At 74.5% G+C, this 18,221-nt stretch carries 4 protein-coding genes; all 4 read left to right on the forward strand.

Annotated elements, in window-relative coordinates:
- The coding region (locus tag VF632_RS16620; RefSeq protein WP_331024046.1) for an amino acid adenylation domain-containing protein at positions 1 to 2,374 on the forward strand (2,374 nt) is incomplete at its 5' end.
- Complete coding sequence (locus VF632_RS16625) at positions 2,371 to 6,978, forward strand: type I polyketide synthase (protein WP_331024047.1); 4,608 nt, start codon at positions 2,371 to 2,373, stop codon at positions 6,976 to 6,978. The genes VF632_RS16620 and VF632_RS16625, both read left to right, overlap by 4 nt.
- The gene (locus tag VF632_RS16630) at positions 6,975 to 13,559 is read left to right on the forward strand and encodes an amino acid adenylation domain-containing protein (protein WP_331024048.1); all 6,585 of its coding nucleotides are present in this window, start codon (positions 6,975 to 6,977) and stop codon (positions 13,557 to 13,559) included. Before VF632_RS16625 ends, VF632_RS16630 begins: the two co-directional genes overlap by 4 nt.
- A 329-nt stretch (positions 13,560 to 13,888) precedes the next feature.
- A partial coding sequence (locus VF632_RS16635) for an amino acid adenylation domain-containing protein (RefSeq protein ID WP_331024049.1) occupies positions 13,889 to 18,221 on the forward strand: 4,333 nt, incomplete at its 3' end.

The raw sequence follows: 18,221 nt of genomic DNA on the forward strand, positions 1-18,221 counted from the left end.
GGGGCTGATCGGCTTCTTCGTCAACACGCTGGTGCTGCGGACCGATCTCTCCGGCGACCCGAGCTTCCGCGAGGTGCTGCGGCGGGTGCGGGAGGTGACGCTGGGCGCGTACGAGCACCAGGAGGTGCCCTTCGAAAAGCTGGTGGCGGAGCTGAGCCCGGAGCGCAGCCTGAGCCACTCGCCGCTCTTCCAGGTGTCGTTCACGCTGGACAACGCCCAGGGTACGGGCGGCAGGCTCGGGGGGCTGGGCGTGCAGGGAGTGGGAACGGAGATCGAGATGGCAAAGTTCGATCTCTCGCTGACGCTCGCGGCGACCGCCCAGGGGCTGCGCGGCGGGCTGAACTACAGCACCGGCCTCTTCGAGCGGGGCACGGCCGAGCGGATGCTCGGCCACCTGGCGCGCGTGCTGGAGCAGGTCGCCGCCAGCGCGGACGTGCGGCTTTCGCGGCTGGAGCTGCTCGGCGAGGCGGAGCGCGCGCTCGTGCTGGATGAGTGGAACCGGACGGAGGCGGGGTACCCGGCGGACCGATGCATCCACGAGCTGTTCGAGGCGCAGGCGGAGCGGATCCCGGAGGCGGTCGCCGTCGTCCACGAAGCGGATTCGCTCACCTACCGGGCGCTGAACGAGCGGGCGAACCGGCTGGCACGCCATCTCGCCGGTCTCGGCGTGGGGCCCGAGGTGCGGGTGGGGATCTGCCTGGAGCGCGGGCTGGAGATGGTCGTCTCCCTCCTTGCCGTGCTCAAGGCCGGGGGCGCCTACGTGCCGCTGGACCCCGCGTACTCGGCCGAGCGGCTGGCGTTCCTGTCGGCCGACTCCGCCGCTTCGGTGCTGCTCACGCAGGAGAAGCTGCGCGGCCTCCTCGTCGCCGGGCCCGGCGTCCACGTCGTGGTCGAGGAGGAGGCGCGGGCGGAGATCGCGGCCGCGAGCGCGGAGAACGTGGAGAGCCGCGTCTCGCCGCGGAACCTGGCGTACCTGATCTACACCTCCGGATCGACGGGCATTCCCAAGAGCGTAGCGATCGAGCACGAGAGCGCCGTGGCGATGCTAGCGTGGGCGTGGAGCGCGTACTCCGGCGAGGAGCTGGCGGGGGTGCTGGCGTCGACGTCGATCACCTTCGACCTGTCGGTCTTCGAGCTCTTCGCGCCGCTCACCCGGGGCGGGCGGGTGATCGTGGTGGAAAACGCGCTCGCGCTGCCGCAGTCGCCGGCCGCGGACCAGGTGCGGCTCCTCGACACCGTGCCCTCCGCCGCCGCGGCGCTGCTGAAGAGCGGGGGGATCCCGTCCGGGGTGAAAACGGTGAACCTGGCGGGTGAGCCGCTCCGGGCGGAGCTGGTGGATGCGCTGTACGCGCACGGGGTGGAACGGGTCTACGACCTGTACGGTCCTTCCGAAGACACCACGTTCAGCACGTTCGCGCTCCGGCGGCCGGGAGGCCCGGTGACGATCGGACGCGTGCTGCCGAACTCGCGGGCGTACGTCGCCGATGCCGGGCTGCGGCCGGTGCCGGTGGGGGTGCCGGGCGAGCTGTACCTGGGGGGCAGGGGGGTGACGCGCGGCTACCTGGGGCGGCCGGGGCTTACGGCGGAGCGGTACCTTCCCGATCCGTTCGCGGCCGAAGCCGGCGCGCGGATGTACCGCACGGGCGACCGCGTCCGGTACAGCGCGGATCGGACGCTGGAGTACCTGGGGCGGCTGGACCACCAGGTGAAGGTGCGCGGCTTTCGCGTGGAGCCGGGCGAGATCGAGGCGGTGCTGCGCGGGCACGAAGGAGTTTCCGACTGCGTCGTGGTGGCACGCGCCGAGGCGGGCGAGCAGCGGCTGGTCGCGTACGTGGTCGGCGAAGCACGGGCCGAGGTGCTGCGCGGGCACCTGCGGCGAAGCCTGCCGGAGTACATGGTGCCGGCGGATTTCGTGGGGCTGGAGCAGCTGCCGCGGACGGCGAACGGCAAGCTGGACCGCAGGGCGCTGCCGGCACCGGAGCCGGTTTCCGCCGAAACGAGCTACGCGCCGCCGCGCCGGCCCCTGGAGGCGGCGCTGGCGGCCATCTGGGCCGAGGTGCTGGGGCGCCCCCGCGTGGGGGTGAAAGAGAACTTCTTCGACCTCGGCGGGCACTCCCTCCTGCTCGTGAAGGTGCAGGCGCGCCTCCGCGAAACGCTGGACCGGACGATCCCGATCGCCGACCTCTTCCGTTTTTCCACGGTTTCGGCGCTGGCCGAGCACCTGGGGGCCGAGGGGGAGGGCGCGGCGGGGCCGCGGGCCGGCGCGGAGGGGCGCAGGCGGCGGGGGCGCGACCGCGCCGCCGTCCGCCGGGCGCGGGCGGGACAAGGGGCGGGTGCGAGCGGGGGAGCGACACACAAGGGAGACGATTCATGAGCGATCCAATCGGGGCCGTGGCGGTGATCGGGATGGCGGGGCGCTTCCCGGGCGCGGCCGACGTGGAGCGGTTCTGGGAGAACCTGCGCGCCGGAGTGCACTCGATCACCTTCTTCGACGCGGAAGAGGGGGACACCGATCCGGCGCACGTGCGGGCCGTAGGGGTGCTGGAAGGGATCGACCGCTTCGACGCCGCCTTCTTCGGCTTCAGCCCGCGCGACGCGGAGATGCTGGACCCGCAGCAGCGCATGTTCCTGGAGGCCGCCTGGGAGGCGCTGGAGAACGCGGGGCACGTCCCGGGGAGCGAGCAGGAGGCGGTGGCGGTCTACGCCGGGGCGTCGGGGAGCAGGTACCTGGCCCAGCACCTCCTCAGCCGCCCCGACGTGGTGGAGTCGGTGGGCCACTTCGCGCTGGAGCTCCTCAACGAACGCACCTTCCTCGCCTCGCGCGCCTCCTACAAGCTGGACCTGCGCGGGGCCGCGGTGAACGTGCAGACGGCGTGCTCCACGGGGCTGGCGGCCATCCACCTGGCGTGCCAGGCGCTCGCGGCCGGCGAGTGCGACCTGGCCGTCGCGGGGGGCGTGGGGCTCAGTCTGCAGCGGGGACACCGGTACGCGCCGGGGGGGATCATGTCGCCCGACGGGTACTGCCGCGCCTTCGACACCCGCGCGGCCGGCACCGTGGGGGGGAGCGGGCTCGGGGTGGTGGTCCTGCGGCGGCTGGAAGACGCCCTGGCCGACGGCGACCCGGTGCGCGCGGTGATCCTGGGCTCGGCCATGAACAACGACGGCGCGCAGAAGGTGGGCTTCACCGCCCCCAGCGTCGAGGGACAGGCCGAGGTCGTGGAGGAGGCGCTGGCGCTGGCCGGGGTGGACCCGGAAACGATGGGGTACGTGGAGGCGCACGGGAGCGGGACCGAGCTGGGCGACCCCGTGGAGGTGGCCGCCCTCACCCGGGCGTTCGGGGAGGTGGGGCGCACGGGGTACTGCGCCCTGGGGTCGGTCAAGACCAACGTCGGCCACCTGGACGCCGCGGCGGGGGTGGCGGGGTTCGTCAAGGCGGTCCTCGCCCTGGAGCACGGCGAGATCCCCCCCAGCCTGCACTTCACCGAGCCCAACCCGCAGATCGACTTCGCCGGCTCGCCCTTCTTCGTCAACACCGGCCTCGTCCCCTTCCCGGGCGGCGGCGCCCTCCCCCGGCGCGCCGGGGTCTCCTCGCTGGGGATCGGGGGGACCAACGTGCACGTGGTGCTGGAGGAGGCGCCCCCGCGGGCGCCGTCCGCCCCGGCGCGGGCATGGCACGTCCTCCCCCTTTCCGCCCGCACCCCGGCCGCGCTCGAGGCGGCCACCGACCGGCTGGCGGCGCACCTGCGCGCCCACCCGGAGCAGGAGCTGGCGGACGTCGCCTGGACGCTGCAGACCGGGCGCAAGTCGTTCGCGCACCGCCGCACCCTGGTGGCCCGCGACGGCGAAGGCGCCGCCCGCGCGCTGGAGCAGCGCGCCCCCGGGCAGCTCTTCGACGCGGCGCCGCCGGAGGGCGGGCAGCCCGTCACCTTCGTCTTCCCCGGCCTGGGCAACCACTACCCGGGGATGGGGAAGGGCCTCTACGAGACCGAGCCCCTCTTCCGCGAAACGGTGGACCGCTGCGCCGAGATCCTCCGGCCCTGGCTGGGGATGGACCTGCGCGAGGCCCTGTACCCGGCCGACGAGCCGGCGCCGGCGGACGGCGCGCCCGCCGGGCTCGACCTGCGCGCCCTGCTGGGGCGCGCCGGCCGGGACGACGACATGGGGCTCCTGGACAGCACCCGGCTGGCCCAGCCGGCGCTCTTCGTCACCGAGTACGCCCTGGCGCGGCTCTGGTTGAGCTGGGGGGTGCGCCCCGAGGCGATGATCGGCCACTCGCTGGGCGAGTACGTGGCGGCCACGGTGGCGGGGGTCTGGTCGCTCGAAGACGCCCTGATGCTGGTGGCCGAGCGGGCCCGGCTGATCGAGGAGACGCCCCCGGGCGGGATGATGGGGCTTCCCTTTCCCAAGGAGAAGGCGGCCCCCTACCTCCGCGACGGGCTCGCGATCGGCGCCCACAACGCCTGGTGGATCAGCGTGGTCTCGGGCCCCAAGGCGGCGGTGGACGCGCTGCAGGCCGAGATGACGGCGAGCGGCGTGTCCGTGCGGCGGCTCCCCGCCAAGCACGCCTACCACTCGCCGATGATGGAGCCGGTGGCGGAGCGCCTCGCGGAGCTCCTGCGCGGGGTGCGCCTTTCCCCGCCCACCATCCCCTTCGCCTCGAACGTGACCGGCGGGTGGATCCGCCCCGAAGAGGCCACCGACCCGGAGTACTGGACGCGGCACCTGGTGCAGACGGTCCTCTTTTCCGACGGGGTGGAGACGATCGCACGCGACGGCTTCCGCCTCCTCCTGGAGGTGGGGCCCGGGAACACGGTGGGCGGGCTGGCCCTCCAGGTGGACTGCTGGGGCGACACGCCGGCTACGCTGGTGGTCGCCCTCCGCCACCGCTTCGAGAGCCACCCCGACGACGCCTACCTCCTGGGCGCGGCCGGCCGGCTCTGGGCCGCGGGGGCATCGGTGGACTGGGAGGCGGTGCATGCGCACGAGCGGCTGCGGCGCGTGGCGCTCCCCACCTACCCCTTCGAGCGTGAGCGCTACTGGGTGGAGCCGGGCTCGGGGGCTGCCCCCGGGGGCCGCGGGGGAGCGGCCGCGGAAAGGCGGTCCGGCCCGGCGGGGTGGATGTACCTCCCCGCCTGGCGGCGCTCCCCGCTCCCCGCGCAGCCCCTCGCGGAACCCGCGGAGTGGCTGGTGCTGGCGGACGGCGTGGGGATCGGCGGGCGGCTGGCCGGGCGGCTGGAAAGCCTGGGGCACACGGTGGCGGTGGCGGAGGCCGGCGACGGCTTCGCCCGTTCGGGCGACCGCGGCTACACCGTGCGCCCGGGCTCCGCCGAAGACCTGGCCGCGCTGCGCGACGCCCTGCAGGGGGCGGGGGTCCGTCCCCGCCGGGTGATCGTCCTGTGGGGGATCGACCCGGAGGGCGGGGAGGGGCCGGAGGCGTTCGCCCGGGCACACGCGCGCGGGTACGCCACCGTCGCCGCCCTGGCGGCGACCTTCGCCCGCGAGGCCAGCGAGGGGCCGTTCCGGCTCCTGGTGGCCACCGAGGGGGTGCGCGACGTGGCCGGCGGCGAGGACGTCCGCCCCGAGCGCGCGACCGTGCTGGGCGCCTGCCTGACCCTTCCGCAGGAGCTGGCGCACGTCGTCTGCCGCACGGTGGACGTACGCCCCGGCGCGCCCGGCGACGAGCGCCTGGTGGAGCAGCTCCTGGCCGAGGCCGACGCCGACGCCGCGGATACCACCGTGGCGCTCCGGGGACCGCGGCGCTGGGTGCTGCGGTACGAGGCGGCGCCTGCCGACGCGGGCGCCGCGTCCCTCCGCCCGGGGGGCGCCTACCTCGTCTCCGGGGGGATGCCCGCGGGCACCGGGGTGCTGGCCGAGCACCTGGCGGGGGTGGGGGCGCGGCTGGCCGTGGTGGTGCCCCCCTCCTTCCCGGAGCGCGAGGCGTGGGACGCCGTCCTCGCCTCCCCGGGCGGCGGGGGCGCCGCCGGCCAGACGCTGCGGGGAATCATGGCCGCCGAGGCGCGTGGCTGCACGCCCCTCGTCCTGCGCGCCGACCCGCGCGACGCCGTGGCGCTGCGCGGCGCGGTGGCGGCGGCCGTGGAGGCGTTCGGGGCGCTGCACGGCGTGGTCCACGCCACCCAGGGCGGGGGGGGCGAACCCGGCCCGCTGGCCGAGGCGCGCTCCGCCGCGGCCGGGCTGGAGCTGGCCCGCCTGACGCGCGAGCTGGCCGCGCTCGAGGAGGCGACGGCCGGGCTTCCGCTCGACTTCCTCCTCCTCCAGAACTCGATCTTTTCGGTCTTCGGCGGGTCGGGGCTGGCCGCGACCACCGCGGCGTTCGTGCTGGGCGACGCCTGGGCCGAGCGCTGCGCGGCCCAGGGGCGGCGCTGGACCAGCGTGAGCTGGGACCGCTGGGAGGAGGAAGGTAGCTCCGCGGCCATGGCCGCGGGGGCGATCCCGCGCGCCGAAGGGGTCCGGGTGTTCGAGACGCTGGCCGCCCTGGCGGGGGAGCCGCGGGTGGTGGTGTCGCCCCAGGACCTGCACGCACGCCTGGAGCGCTTCCGGACCCCGCGCCGTACCGCCTCCGCCCCGGCCGAAGGCGGCCAGGCCGCTCCGCAGGAGGGGCTGCACGCGCGCCCCAGCCTGGCGACCGAGTACCTGGAGCCCACCGGCGAGGCCGAGGAGCTCGTCGCCGGGATCTTCCGCGAGCTGCTGGGGATCCGGGAGGTCGGGACGCGCGACTCCTTCTTCGAGCTGGGCGGGCACTCCCTCCTGGGGCTGCAGGTCCTTGGCCGGGTGCGCGAGGTCTTCCAGGTGGATCTTCCCCTGCGCGCGATCTTCGAGGCTCCCACCGTCGCCGGGCTGGCCGAGCTGGTCGACGCGGCGATCCTCCTGGAGCTGGAGGAGATGAGCGACGAGGAGGCAGAGTCCGCCCTCGCGGGGGTGGGCGGCGCCCTGGACGCGGTCACCGAAGGGGTACGATGACGCAGCTTTCCGAGCTTTCCCCGGCCAAGCGCGCGCTGCGCGAGGCCCGCCTGCGGGGCCGCTACCAGGAGGCGCCCATCGTTCCCCGCGCGCAGACGGGGGACGCGCCCCTCTCGCACGCACAGGAGCGGCTCTGGTTCATCGACCGGATGTACCCGGGGATGACGGCGTACAACCTGGTGACCCCCCTGCGGCTCCCGGGCGCGCTCGACGCGGCGGTGCTGGAGCGCGCCCTGGGCGAGGTGGTACGCCGGCACGACGTGCTCCGCACCACCTTTCGCGAGGTGAACGGCGTTCCGGCCCAGGTGGTCGCTCCCTTCACCGGCTTCGCGCTCGCGGTGGAGGACCTTTCCGGCCTTCCGCCCGGGGAACGCGGGGCGCAGGCGCAGGCGCGTCTCGCGCGCGAGCGGGCGCGCCCCTTCGACCTTTCGGCCGGCCCGGTGTTCCGCGCCTCGCTCCTGCGGCTGGATGCCCAGGACCACGTGCTGCTGGTGGGGATGCACCACATCATCAGCGACGGGTGGAGCCTGGGGGTGTTCCTGCGCGAGCTGGCCGCGCTGTACGACGCGTACCGGCAGGGGTGGGACTCCCCCCTCCCGCCGCTCCCCGTGCAGTACGCCGACTACGCCGCCTGGCAGCGCGCGCAGCCGCCGGCGGCGGCGGAGCGGCAGCTGGCGTACTGGCGGCGTCAGCTGGGGGGCGCACCGGAGCTGCTGGAGCTGCCGACGGACCGGCCGCGGACGCCGGTCCCCTCCTTTCGTGGCGCCCAGGTGCCGGTGGAGGTGCCGCTCGTGGTGGTGGATCGCCTGCGCGCGCTGGCGAACGTCCAGGGCGCCACGCTGCACATGGTGCTCCTGGGTGCCTTCCAGGTGCTGCTGGCCCGGCACGCCGGGGCGCAGGACGTTTCGGTGGGGATCGCCGTGTCGGGGCGGTCGCGCCGCGAGGTCGAGGGGCTGATCGGGATCTTCGTGAACACCCTGGTGCTGCGCACCGACCTTTCCGGCGACCCCACCTTTCGCGTGGTGGTGGATCGTGTGCGCGAGATGGCGCTCGATGCGTACCAGAACCAGGAGGTGCCGTTCGAGCGGGTGGTGGCGGAGCTGAGCCCCCAACGCAGCCTCAGCCACTCCGCGCTCTTCCAGGTGCTGTTCCTGCTCGAGGAGGCCGCGCCCGCTCCCGCCGGCGCGGACGGGCCCTCGCCGGAGCCCGCGCCGGCCTCGGCCCCCCCCGGCGAGGGCGGGCCCGGGCCGGCGCCGTTCACGAGCGGACAGGCAGAGACCACGCAGGTCGACCTCACCCTCGTTCTCCGGAGCGACGCGCGCGGCCTTTCCGGCTCGCTGGAGTACGCCACGGACCTCTTCGACGAGGGGACTGCCCGTCGGATGGCCAGCCACCTGGAGCGGGTGCTGGCGCTCCTGTCCACCGACCCGGACACGCGCCTTTCCGCGGTGGATCTGCTGGACGGGGCGGAGCGGCGCAGGGTCCTGGAAACGTGGAGCGGCGCGGAGGCGGCCCCCCCCGGCGAGGGGCTTCTGCACGCGCTGATCGCGGCGCAAGCCGAGCGGACGCCCGACGCCGAAGCGGTGGTGTTCGAGGACACGTCGCTCACCTACCGCGCGCTGGAGGCGCGCGCCACCCGGCTGGCGTGCCATCTCGCCCGCCTGGGCGCGGGCCCCGAGGTGCGGGTGGGGGTCTGCCTGGAGCGGGGGGCGGAGATGATGGTCGCCGTCCTTGCCGTGCTCAAGACGGGGGCGGCGTACCTTCCCCTGGACCCCGGCTACCCCGCCGGCCGGCTGGCGTACATGCTCAAGGACGCGGGCGCCCCGCTCGTGGTGACGCAGCCGTCGCTCCGCGAGCTCCTGGCCGGGGAGGATGTGCGGATCGTCGTGGTGGACGGAGACGCGGACGCGATCGAGGGGGATGCCGCGGAGGCGCCCCGGAGCGCCGTCGTCCCCGCGAACACGGCGTACGTGATCTACACCTCCGGCTCCACCGGGCGCCCCAAGGGCGTGGTGGTGACGCACGCCAACGTGGTGGCCCTGGTGGCCGCGATGGACGGCCACGTGGGCGGCACGGCGCCGGGGACGTGGCTGGCGGTTTCGCGAATCGGCTTCGACGCCTCCATCACGGAGCTGTTCTGGACGCTGGCGCGCGGCTTCCGGGTGGTGCTGCACCCGGACTTCGAGCGGGCGCGGGCAGAGCCGGGGGCGCTCGCGCGGCGAATCCGCCGGCACGCCGTTACCCACCTGCAGTGCACGCCGTCGCTGCTGCGGATGCTGCTGGCGGAGTCGGGGGTGGAGGGGCTGGCCGGCGTGGAGCGCCTGCTCCTGGGGGCCGAGCCGCTTCCGCCGGACCTCGTCGGCGAGCTCGGCACCGTCGTCTCCGCCGGCATCGTGAACCTCTACGGCCCCACGGAAACGACGGTCTGGGCCACCGCGTACGAAGTGGAGGGTGTGGCGGGGCGCATTCCCATCGGCTCCCCGCTCGCCGGCACCCGCGTGTACGTGCTGGACGGCGCCCTCGGCCCGCAGCCGGTGGGGGTTCCGGGGGAGCTGTGCATCGCGGGGACGGGGGTGGCGCGCGGCTACCTGGACCAGCCGGGGATGACGGCGGAGCGCTTCGTTCCCGATCCCTTCGCCTCCGCCCCGGGAGCGCGGATGTACCGCACGGGCGACCGAGGGCGCTGGGTGGAAGGTACGCGCACCGCGGTCCTGGACTTCCTGGGACGCATGGACGCGCAGGTGAAGATCCGTGGCTTCCGGATCGAGCCGGGGGAGGTCGAGGCGGTGCTGCGCCGGCACGAGAGCGTGGCCGACTGCGTGGTGATGGCGCGCGCGGAGACGGCCGAGACGCGGCTGGTGGCGTACGTCGTGGGTAAAGCGGAGGTGGAGGCGCTGCGCGAGCACCTCCGGCGGAGCCTGCCGGAGTACATGGTCCCGTCCGCATTCGTCTTCCTGGACGCGCTGCCGCTGAACCCGAACGGAAAGCTGGACCGCAAGGCGCTGCCGGCGCCGGAGCTCGCGTCGTCGGAGGAGACGTACGTGGCGCCGCGGACGCCGACCGAAGAGGTGCTGGCGGGGATCTGGGCAGAGGTGCTGCGGCTGGAGCGGGTGGGCGCCGAGGAGAAATTCTTCGACCTGGGCGGGCACTCGCTCCTTGCCACCCGCGTCGCCGCGCGCGTCCACCAGGTCTTCGGCGTGGAGCTCCCGCTCCGCGCCCTCTTCGAGCAGCCGGTCCTTTCCGGGCTGGCGGCCGAGATCGACCGTCTCCGCGACACCGGCGCGGCGGCCGGCGCCGACGCCATCGCCCCCGCCGGGCGCGAGGGCGACCTGCCGGTGACGTTCGCGCAGGAGCGGCTCTGGTTCGTGGACGCGCTGGACCCGGGAAGCCCGGTGTACGCCATCCCGTTCTCGTACTACATCACCGGTGGTCTCGACGACGATGCCCTCCGCCGCGCGCTGGCCGAGCTGGTGCGCCGCCACGAGCCGCTGCGCACGACGCTCCCGGCCGTGGACGGCGTTCCCGTGCAGCGAATCGCCCCGCCCCCGGCCAGCTTCGACCTGCCGGTCACCGACCTGCGGCACCTGCCCGAGGGCGAGCGGCGGGCCGAGGCCGGCCGCCTGGTGGCCGAAGCCTCGCGGCACCGCTTCGACCTGGCGCGCGGGCCGCTCTTCCGCGGGTCGCTCGTCCACGTGGCCGATGACGAGCACCTCCTGCTCCTCAACCTGCACCACGCCGTCGGCGACGGGTGGTCGCTGGGGGTGCTGCGGGAGGAGATCTCCGCGCTCTACGGCGCCTTTTCGCGCGGCGAAGCGTCGCCGCTGCCGGAGCCCGCGCTGCAGTACGCGGACTACGCGGTGTGGCAGCGCGAGCGCCTGTCCGGCGCCGCGCTGGAGCGGCAGATGGAGTTCTGGCGGCAGGCGCTGGAGGGCGCCCCGGCGCTGCTGGAGCTGCCGACCGACCGTCCCCGGCCGCCGGTGGAATCGCACCGCGGCGCGGTGGAGCGCCTGGTCGTCGCGCCCGCCCTGGCGGGGGAGGTGCAGGCGCTCGCCCGCCGCGAGGGGGCCACGCTGTTCATGGTTCTCCTCGCCGCGCTGGACGTGGTCCTGGGACGCCTCGCCGGGCAGGAGGACGTCGTCGTCGGGACGCCCATCGCCGGGCGGACGCGGGCAGAAACCGAGCGGATGGTGGGCCTGTTCCTGAACTCGCTGGCGCTCAGGGCCGACCTTTCGGGCGACCCGAGCTTCCGCGAGCTGCTGGGGCGGGTGCGCGAAAGCACGCTGGACGCGTACGCGCACCAGGATCTCCCCTTCGAGCGGGTGCTGGAGGAGGTGCGTCCCGAGCGCAGCATGGCGCACGCCCCCGTGTTCCAGGTGATGCTCAACCTGATGAACTTCCAGGACGGCGCCGTCCGCGGCGAGGGGCTGGAGGTGGCGGGGGCCGGCTCGATCGGCGACGCGGCCAGCAAGTTCGACCTCACGCTGTACGTGCTGGAGCGGAACGGGGCGATCGTCGTCAACCTGGTGTACGCCGCGGACCTGTTCGACGCGCCGCGGATGCGCGAGTTCCTGGCGCAGCTCGAGGGCGTGCTCCGCCAGGCCGCGGCCGCGCCGGAAACCCGCGTCGGGGCGCTGTCGCTGGCGACGGAAGCGGCGCGTGGCGTCCTTCCCGATCCGGCCGCGCCGCTGGACGACACGTGGCGGGGCGCGGTTCACGAAGTGTTCGCCGCGCGGGCGATGGAGACGCCGGAGGCGCTGGCGGTGGAGGACCCGCGCGAGCGGTGGACGTACGCCGAGCTGGACGCGGCCACGGACCGCATCGCCCGCGCGCTGGCGGATGCCGGGGTAGGCGTGGACGATGTCGTCGCCGTTACCGGCCACCGGAGCGCCGCGCTGGTCCGCGCGCTGCTGGGGACGATGAAGAGCGGCGCGGCCTTCCTGGTCCTCGATCCGGCCTACCCGGCCGCACGCCTGGCCGAGTACGTCCGCATCGCGCGCCCCGCCGCGCATCTCCACCTTTCCGCGGCGGGCGATCTGCCCGGCGAGGTGGCGGCGGTGCTGGCCGAAACCCTCCGGACGACCCTCGTCCTCCACCCGCGTGGCGACGCGGCGGCGGAAGAGGTGGACGGCATCCCGTCGTCCGCATCCCCCGTGTCGGTGGAGGTGGGGCCCGATACGCTGGCGTACCTGTCGTTCACGTCGGGGACCACGGGCACGCCCAAGGCGGTGATGGGGCGGCACTCGTCGCTCACGCACTTCACGCCGTGGCTGGCGGCGGAGTTCGGTCTCTCCGCGTCCGACCGCTTCAGCCTCCTTTCCGGGCTGGCGCACGACCCGCTGCACCGCGACATCTTCACCCCGCTCCAGCTCGGCGCCGCGGTCGTCGCGCCGGAGCCGGACGGGATCGGCACCCCCGGCTACCTCGCGCGGTGGATGCGCGAGGCGGGGGTCACCGTGGCGCACCTGACGCCGGCCATGGGCCAGCTGTTGGCGGACGCGTCCGCGGGTGAGCGGATCGATTCGCTGCGCCGCGCCTTCTTCGTGGGCGACGTCCTCCGCCGCGCCGACGTGCAGCGGCTGGCGGCGCTCGCGCCCAACCTGCGCGTCGTCAACTACTACGGGTCTACCGAGACGCAGCGCGCCGTCTCGTTCCACGTAGTCGACACGCAAGCCGAGCAGAAGGAGATCATCCCCCTGGGACGCGGGATCCCCGGGGTGCAGCTGCTCGTCCGCAACGCGACGGGGGAGATCGCGGGGATCGGCGAGGTGGGCGAGATCTGGATGCGCTCGCCGCACCTGGCCGCCGGCTACCTGGGCGACGAAGCGCTCTCGGCGGAGCGCTTCGTGGCCAACCCGTGGACCGGCGATCCGCGCGACCGCCTGTACCGCACCGGCGACCTGGGCCGCTACCGCCCGGACGGCGAGGTGGAGCCGCTGGGGCGCGCCGACCAGCAGGTACAGGTGCGCGGCTTCCGCGTGGAGCTGGGCGAGGTGGAAAGCGCCCTGGTGTCGCATCCGGCGCTCAGGGAAGCCGTCCTGATGGTGCGCGAGATGGAGGGCGACCGGCGGCTGGTGGCATACTGGGTCCCCTCCGACGAAGGTGCCGACGGGCCCGATGCCGCCGTGCTCCGGGCGCACCTGAAGGCACTCCTGCCGGAGTACATGGTCCCGTCGGCCTACGTGCGGCTGGACCGGCTTCCGCTGACCGCGAACGGCAAGGTGGACCGCCGTGCCCTCCCCGATCCGGAGGCGCCCTCCACGGCCCAACTGGTGGAGCCGCGCACGGCCACGGAGCGGGTGGTCGCGGAGATCTGGATGGAGGTGCTGGGCGTGGAGAAGGTGGGCGTGGAGGACGATTTCTTCGTGCACGGGGGCCACTCGCTCAAGGCGACGCAGGTGCTGGCGCGCATCTCCCAAAGGCTGGACGTGGAGCTTCCCCTCCGCGTGCTCTTCGAGAGCCCGACCGTCGCCGGCCTCGCCGCGGCGGTCGAGGCCGCGGTCGCCGATGCTCTCACGGAGCTGGAAGGGCTGAGCGACGAGGAGGTAGCGGCCCTGCTGGCGGGGATCGGGGACGAGGCGTGACGGCGGGGCGTGGCCGTGGGGCAGCGGTGCGCGCCCGCGGCCGCGGCGCCCCCTTCTGAGCGCTGGGGCGGTCCGTTCTCCCCTGTTGCGGGGGAGGTTGCCGGCGAAGCACCTCGTGCGCGCGGAACTCCGCGCGGCAGCAGAAAAAGCCCCCTCCTGCCGCTTGCGGGGGGCCGCGCCGCGGCATGCAAACCAGGCTCGTAAGCCCCCTCACTAGCGGCAGCGGCCCCGCCGAGCACGAACCCACCGCGCCGCACCGAACCGCGGTCGCGAGGCACCGGGCACTAGGTGCCTCCGTCTCTCGTCGGTAGCCCACCACACACAGAGCGATGGCTGACATCATTGCCCGGCTGGCCCAGCTGTCGCGCGAAAAGCAGAGGCTGCTGGCGCTGAAGCTGAAGGGCCGCGCAGCCGCGGCGTTGGCCGGGCGCGGCGGCGGCGAGCGCCCCTCCGAGTTTCCCGCGTCGTTCGCGCAGCGGCGGCTGTGGCTGCTGGATCGCCTGGAGCCGGGGAGCACCGCCTACTCGATGCCCCGCATCTGGCGCATCCCCGGCCCCCTGGATGGGGCCGCGCTGGAGCGCGCGGTCGACGAGCTGGTGCGGCGCCATGAGACGCTGCGCACACACCTGGAGGAGCGCGGCGGAGAGCCGGTGCAGGTGGTCGCCCCGCCCGCGCCCTTCCGGCTGCAGGTGACGGACCTCTCCGCACTGGCTCCCGGCGAGGCGCGGGCCGAGCTGCAGCGGCTGGCGCGCGCGGACGCCGCGGCCCCCTTCCGGCTGGAGGAGGGCCCGCTCTTCCGCGCCTCCCTGGTCCGGCTGGCGGCCGACGAGCACGCCTTACTGTGGAACCTGCACCACGCGGTCACCGACGGCTGGTCCACCGGTATCCTGGAGCGCGAGCTGAAGGCGCTGTACCAGGCCTTCTCGCGGGGCGAGCCCTCGCCGCTGGCGCCGCTCCCGCTGCAGTACGGCGACCATGCCCTTCGCGAGCGCAATCGCCTTTCCGGCGACGCGCTCGCGCGGCTGGTGGGCTTCTGGCGCGACGCGCTGGAGGGGGCACCCACGCTGCTGGAGATCGCGCCGGACCGCCCTCGCCCCTCCGTGCGCACCCAGCGCGGCGCCGCCGTCAGCGCCACGCTGGGCGCCGGCCTCCCCGCGCGCGTCGACGCGCTGGCGCGGGCGCACGACGCCACGACGTTCATGGTGTACCTGGCCGCCTTCCAGCTCCTGCTGGGCCGCTACGCCAGCCAGGACGACGTGCTGGTGGGCACGGCCGTCGCCAACCGCGCCTCGGCGGACGTGGAGGGGATCGTCGGGTTCTTCGTGAACACGCTGGTGCTGCGCGGCGACCTCTCGGGCGATCCCACCTTCGCGGAACTGCTGGCGCGCGTGCGCGAGGCCACGCTGCGCGCCTTCGAGCACCAGGCGCTCCCGTTCGAGAAGCTGGTGGAGGAGCTGAACCCCGAGCGCTCGCTGACGCACGCGCCGCTGGTGCAGGCCGCCATCGTCCTGCACAACCAGCACAGCATCGGCGGCGGACTGGCCGCGGCACCCGGCCCAGCGGCGGACGCGCTGCGGCTGGAAGCCAGGGGCGGCACGGGGGAGGCGGCCCGCTTCGACCTCAGCCTGGAGCTGGCGCAGGGGCCCGACGGCGTCGGCGCGCGCCTCAGCTACGCCACGGACCTGTTCGAGCGCGGCACGGCCCTGCGGATGCTCGGCCACCTGGAGCGGGTGCTGGAGCAGGTGGCCGCAGACGCGGACGTGCGGCTTTCGCGGCTGGAGCTGCTCAGCGAGGCGGAGCGCGCGCTGGTGCTGGAGGCGTGGAACTGGACGGAGGCGGAGCATCCGGCGGACCGGTGCATCCACGAGCTGTTCGAAGCCCAGGCGGAGCGCACGCCCGGCGCGGTCGCACTCGTCTTCGAAGACGAGACGCTGAGCTACGCGGAGCTGAACGCGCGGGCGAACCAGCTGGCGCACCACCTCGCCAGCCTCGGCGTCGGGCCGGAGACGCGGGTCGCGATCTGCCTGGAGCGGGGAACGGAGATGGTCGTCTCTATCCTGGCCGTGCTCAAGGCCGGGGGCGCCTACGTGCCGCTGGACCCCGCCTACCCGGCCGGGCGGCTGGGCTTCATGCTCGCCGACTCGGGCGCCCCGCTCCTGCTCACCCGCCTGCCGCTGCCGGAGGGGCTTTCTCTCCAGGGCGCCGAGATCGTCTGCCTCGACGTCGGCCGAGAGCGGATCGCGGCGGAGTCCGCGGAGAACCCGGAGCGCGGCGTCTCGCCGGACCATCTGGCGTACGTGATCTACACCTCCGGGAGCACGGGGACGCCCAAGGGGGTGATGGTGCCGCACCGGGGCGTTCCCAACCTGGCGTACGCGCAGGCCCGCCGCTTCGGCATCGACGGCACCAGCCGCGTGCTGCAGTTCGCCTCGTTCTCCTTCGACGCGGCGGTGGCGGAGGTGTTCGACGCGCTGCTCGCCGGCGCCACGCTGGTGATGGCGCCGCGAGAGGCGCTTCTCCCCGGTGCGGAGCTGCTGGAGACGCTGCGGCGCGGGCGGGTCACCGTGGCCACCCTGCCGCCGTCGGTGCTGGCCATCCTTCCGCCGGACGACCTGCCGGAGCTGCGCACGGTGGTGAGCGCGGGGGAGGCGGTGGACGCCGCCACGGTGGAGCGGTGGAGCGTTGGCCGTGCCTTCGTGAACGCCTACGGGCCGACGGAGACCACGGTCTGCGCCGCCTCCGCTGCCTGCGAAGCGGACGGGCGTGCCCCGGCGATCGGCCGGCCGCTGGAGAACGTGCGGGTGTACGCGCTGGACGCGGCCGGCCGGCCGGCGCCGGTGGGCGTCCCCGGCGAGCTGTACGTGGGGGGCGTGGGCGTGGCGCGCGGCTACCTGGGCCGGCCGGGGCTAACGGCCGAGAAATTCGTCCCCGATCCATTCGGCGGCGAGGCCGGGGCGCGCCTCTATCGGACGGGCGACCGGGTGCGGTGGCGGGAGGAAAGTGCGGAAGTGGATCCCGTGCCCGACTCCCGCACTGACGCACGAACGCACTCACGCACTGCCGTTCTTGAGTTCCTGGGACGGGTGGACGAACAGGTGAAGGTGCGCGGCTTCCGCATCGAGCCGGGGGAGATCGAGGCCGCGCTGTCGGCGCACGCGGAGGTGCGCGGTGCGCGGGTGATCGTGCGCGAGGACCAGCCCGGAGAGAAGCGGCTGGTGGCGTACGTCGTGGGACGTGTGGAGGCGGCCGGGCTGCGCGCGCACCTGCGGGAGAGCCTGCCGGAGTACATGGTGCCCGCCGCCTTCGTGGTGCTGGAGCAGCTGCCGCTGACGCCGAACGGGAAGCTGGACGTCAGGGCGCTCCCCGCGCCGGAGCTGGCGCCGGAGGAGGACCGGTACTTGGCGTCGCGGACGCCGGTGGAGGAGGTGCTGGCGGGGATCTGGGCCGAGGTGCTGCGCCTGGAGCGGGTGGGGGTGGAGGAAAGCTTCTTCGAGCTGGGCGGGCATTCGCTCCTCGCCACGCGGGTGGTGTCGCGCATCCGCGAGGTGTTCGGGGTGGAGGTGCCGCTGCGGGTGCTCTTCGAGGGCCCCACGGTGGCGGAGCTGGGGGTGCGCGTGGAAGAGATGCGCCGCGCGGAGCTGCCGGTGCTGCCGCCGGTGATGCCGGTGGAGCGCACGGCGGCGCTGCCGCTCTCTTTCGCGCAGGAGCGGCTCTGGTTCATCGACCGGCTGGAGCCGGGAAGCGCCGTCTACAACATGCCCATGGCATCGCGCCTGGAGGGCACACTCGATGAGGCGGCGCTGGAGCGGGCGCTGGGTGAGATCGTGCGGCGCCACGAGGCGCTGCGCACGGTCTTCGGCGAGGTGGACGGCTCGCCCGTGCAGGTGGTCGCGCCGTTCGGCGGCTTCGTCGTGCCGGTGGAGGACCTGTCGGGGCTCGGCCAGGCGGATCTCGAGGCGGCGGTCATGCAGCGTGCCGGCGAGGAGGCGCGGCGGCCCTTCGACCTTGCGGCGGGGCCGCTGTTCCGAGCGGCGCTGCTGCGGCTGGGCGCCGAGGATCACGTGCTGCTGCTCGGCATGCACCACATCGTCAGCGACGGGTGGAGCCTGGGGGTGCTCTTCCGCGAGCTTTCGGCGCTGTACACGGCGTACCGCGAGGGACGTGGGTCGCCGCTGCCGGAGCTGGCGGTGCAGTACGCCGACTACGCGGTCTGGCAGCGGGAGCAGCTGGCGGGCGAGGTGCTGGACCGGCAGCTGGCCTACTGGAAGGAGCGCCTGGCGGGCGCGCCGGAGCTGCTGGAGCTGCCGACGGATCATCCCCGTCCGGCGGTGCAGACGCACCGGGGCGCGATGGTCCCGGTGGAGCTCTCCCTGGAGCTGCTGGAGCGGCTGCAGGCGCTGGGACGCAGCGAGGGCGCGACGCTGTACATGGTTGCGCTGGCTGCCTTCCAGGTGCTGCTGGGCAAGTACGCGGGGAGTGAGGACGTGGTGGTGGGCAGCCCGATCGCCGGGCGGGGGCGGAACGAGGTGGAGGGGCTGATCGGCTTCTTCGTCAACACGCTGGTGCTGCGGACCGATCTCTCCGGCGACCCGAGCTTCCGCGAGGTGCTGCGGCGGGTGCGGGAGGTGACGCTGGGCGCGTACGAGCACCAGGAGGTGCCCT

Origin of the sequence: Longimicrobium sp. (genome assembly GCF_036388275.1) — a bacterium.
In the GTDB taxonomy this organism is placed as follows: Bacteria; Gemmatimonadota; Gemmatimonadetes; order Longimicrobiales; family Longimicrobiaceae; genus Longimicrobium.

Coding starts and splice junctions, on each gene's coding strand:
- VF632_RS16625 (WP_331024047.1), top strand. CDS start 2,371: ATGAGCGATCCAATCGGGGCCGTGGCGGTGATCGGGATGGCGGGGCGC.
- VF632_RS16630 (WP_331024048.1), top strand. CDS start 6,975: ATGACGCAGCTTTCCGAGCTTTCCCCGGCCAAGCGCGCGCTGCGCGAG.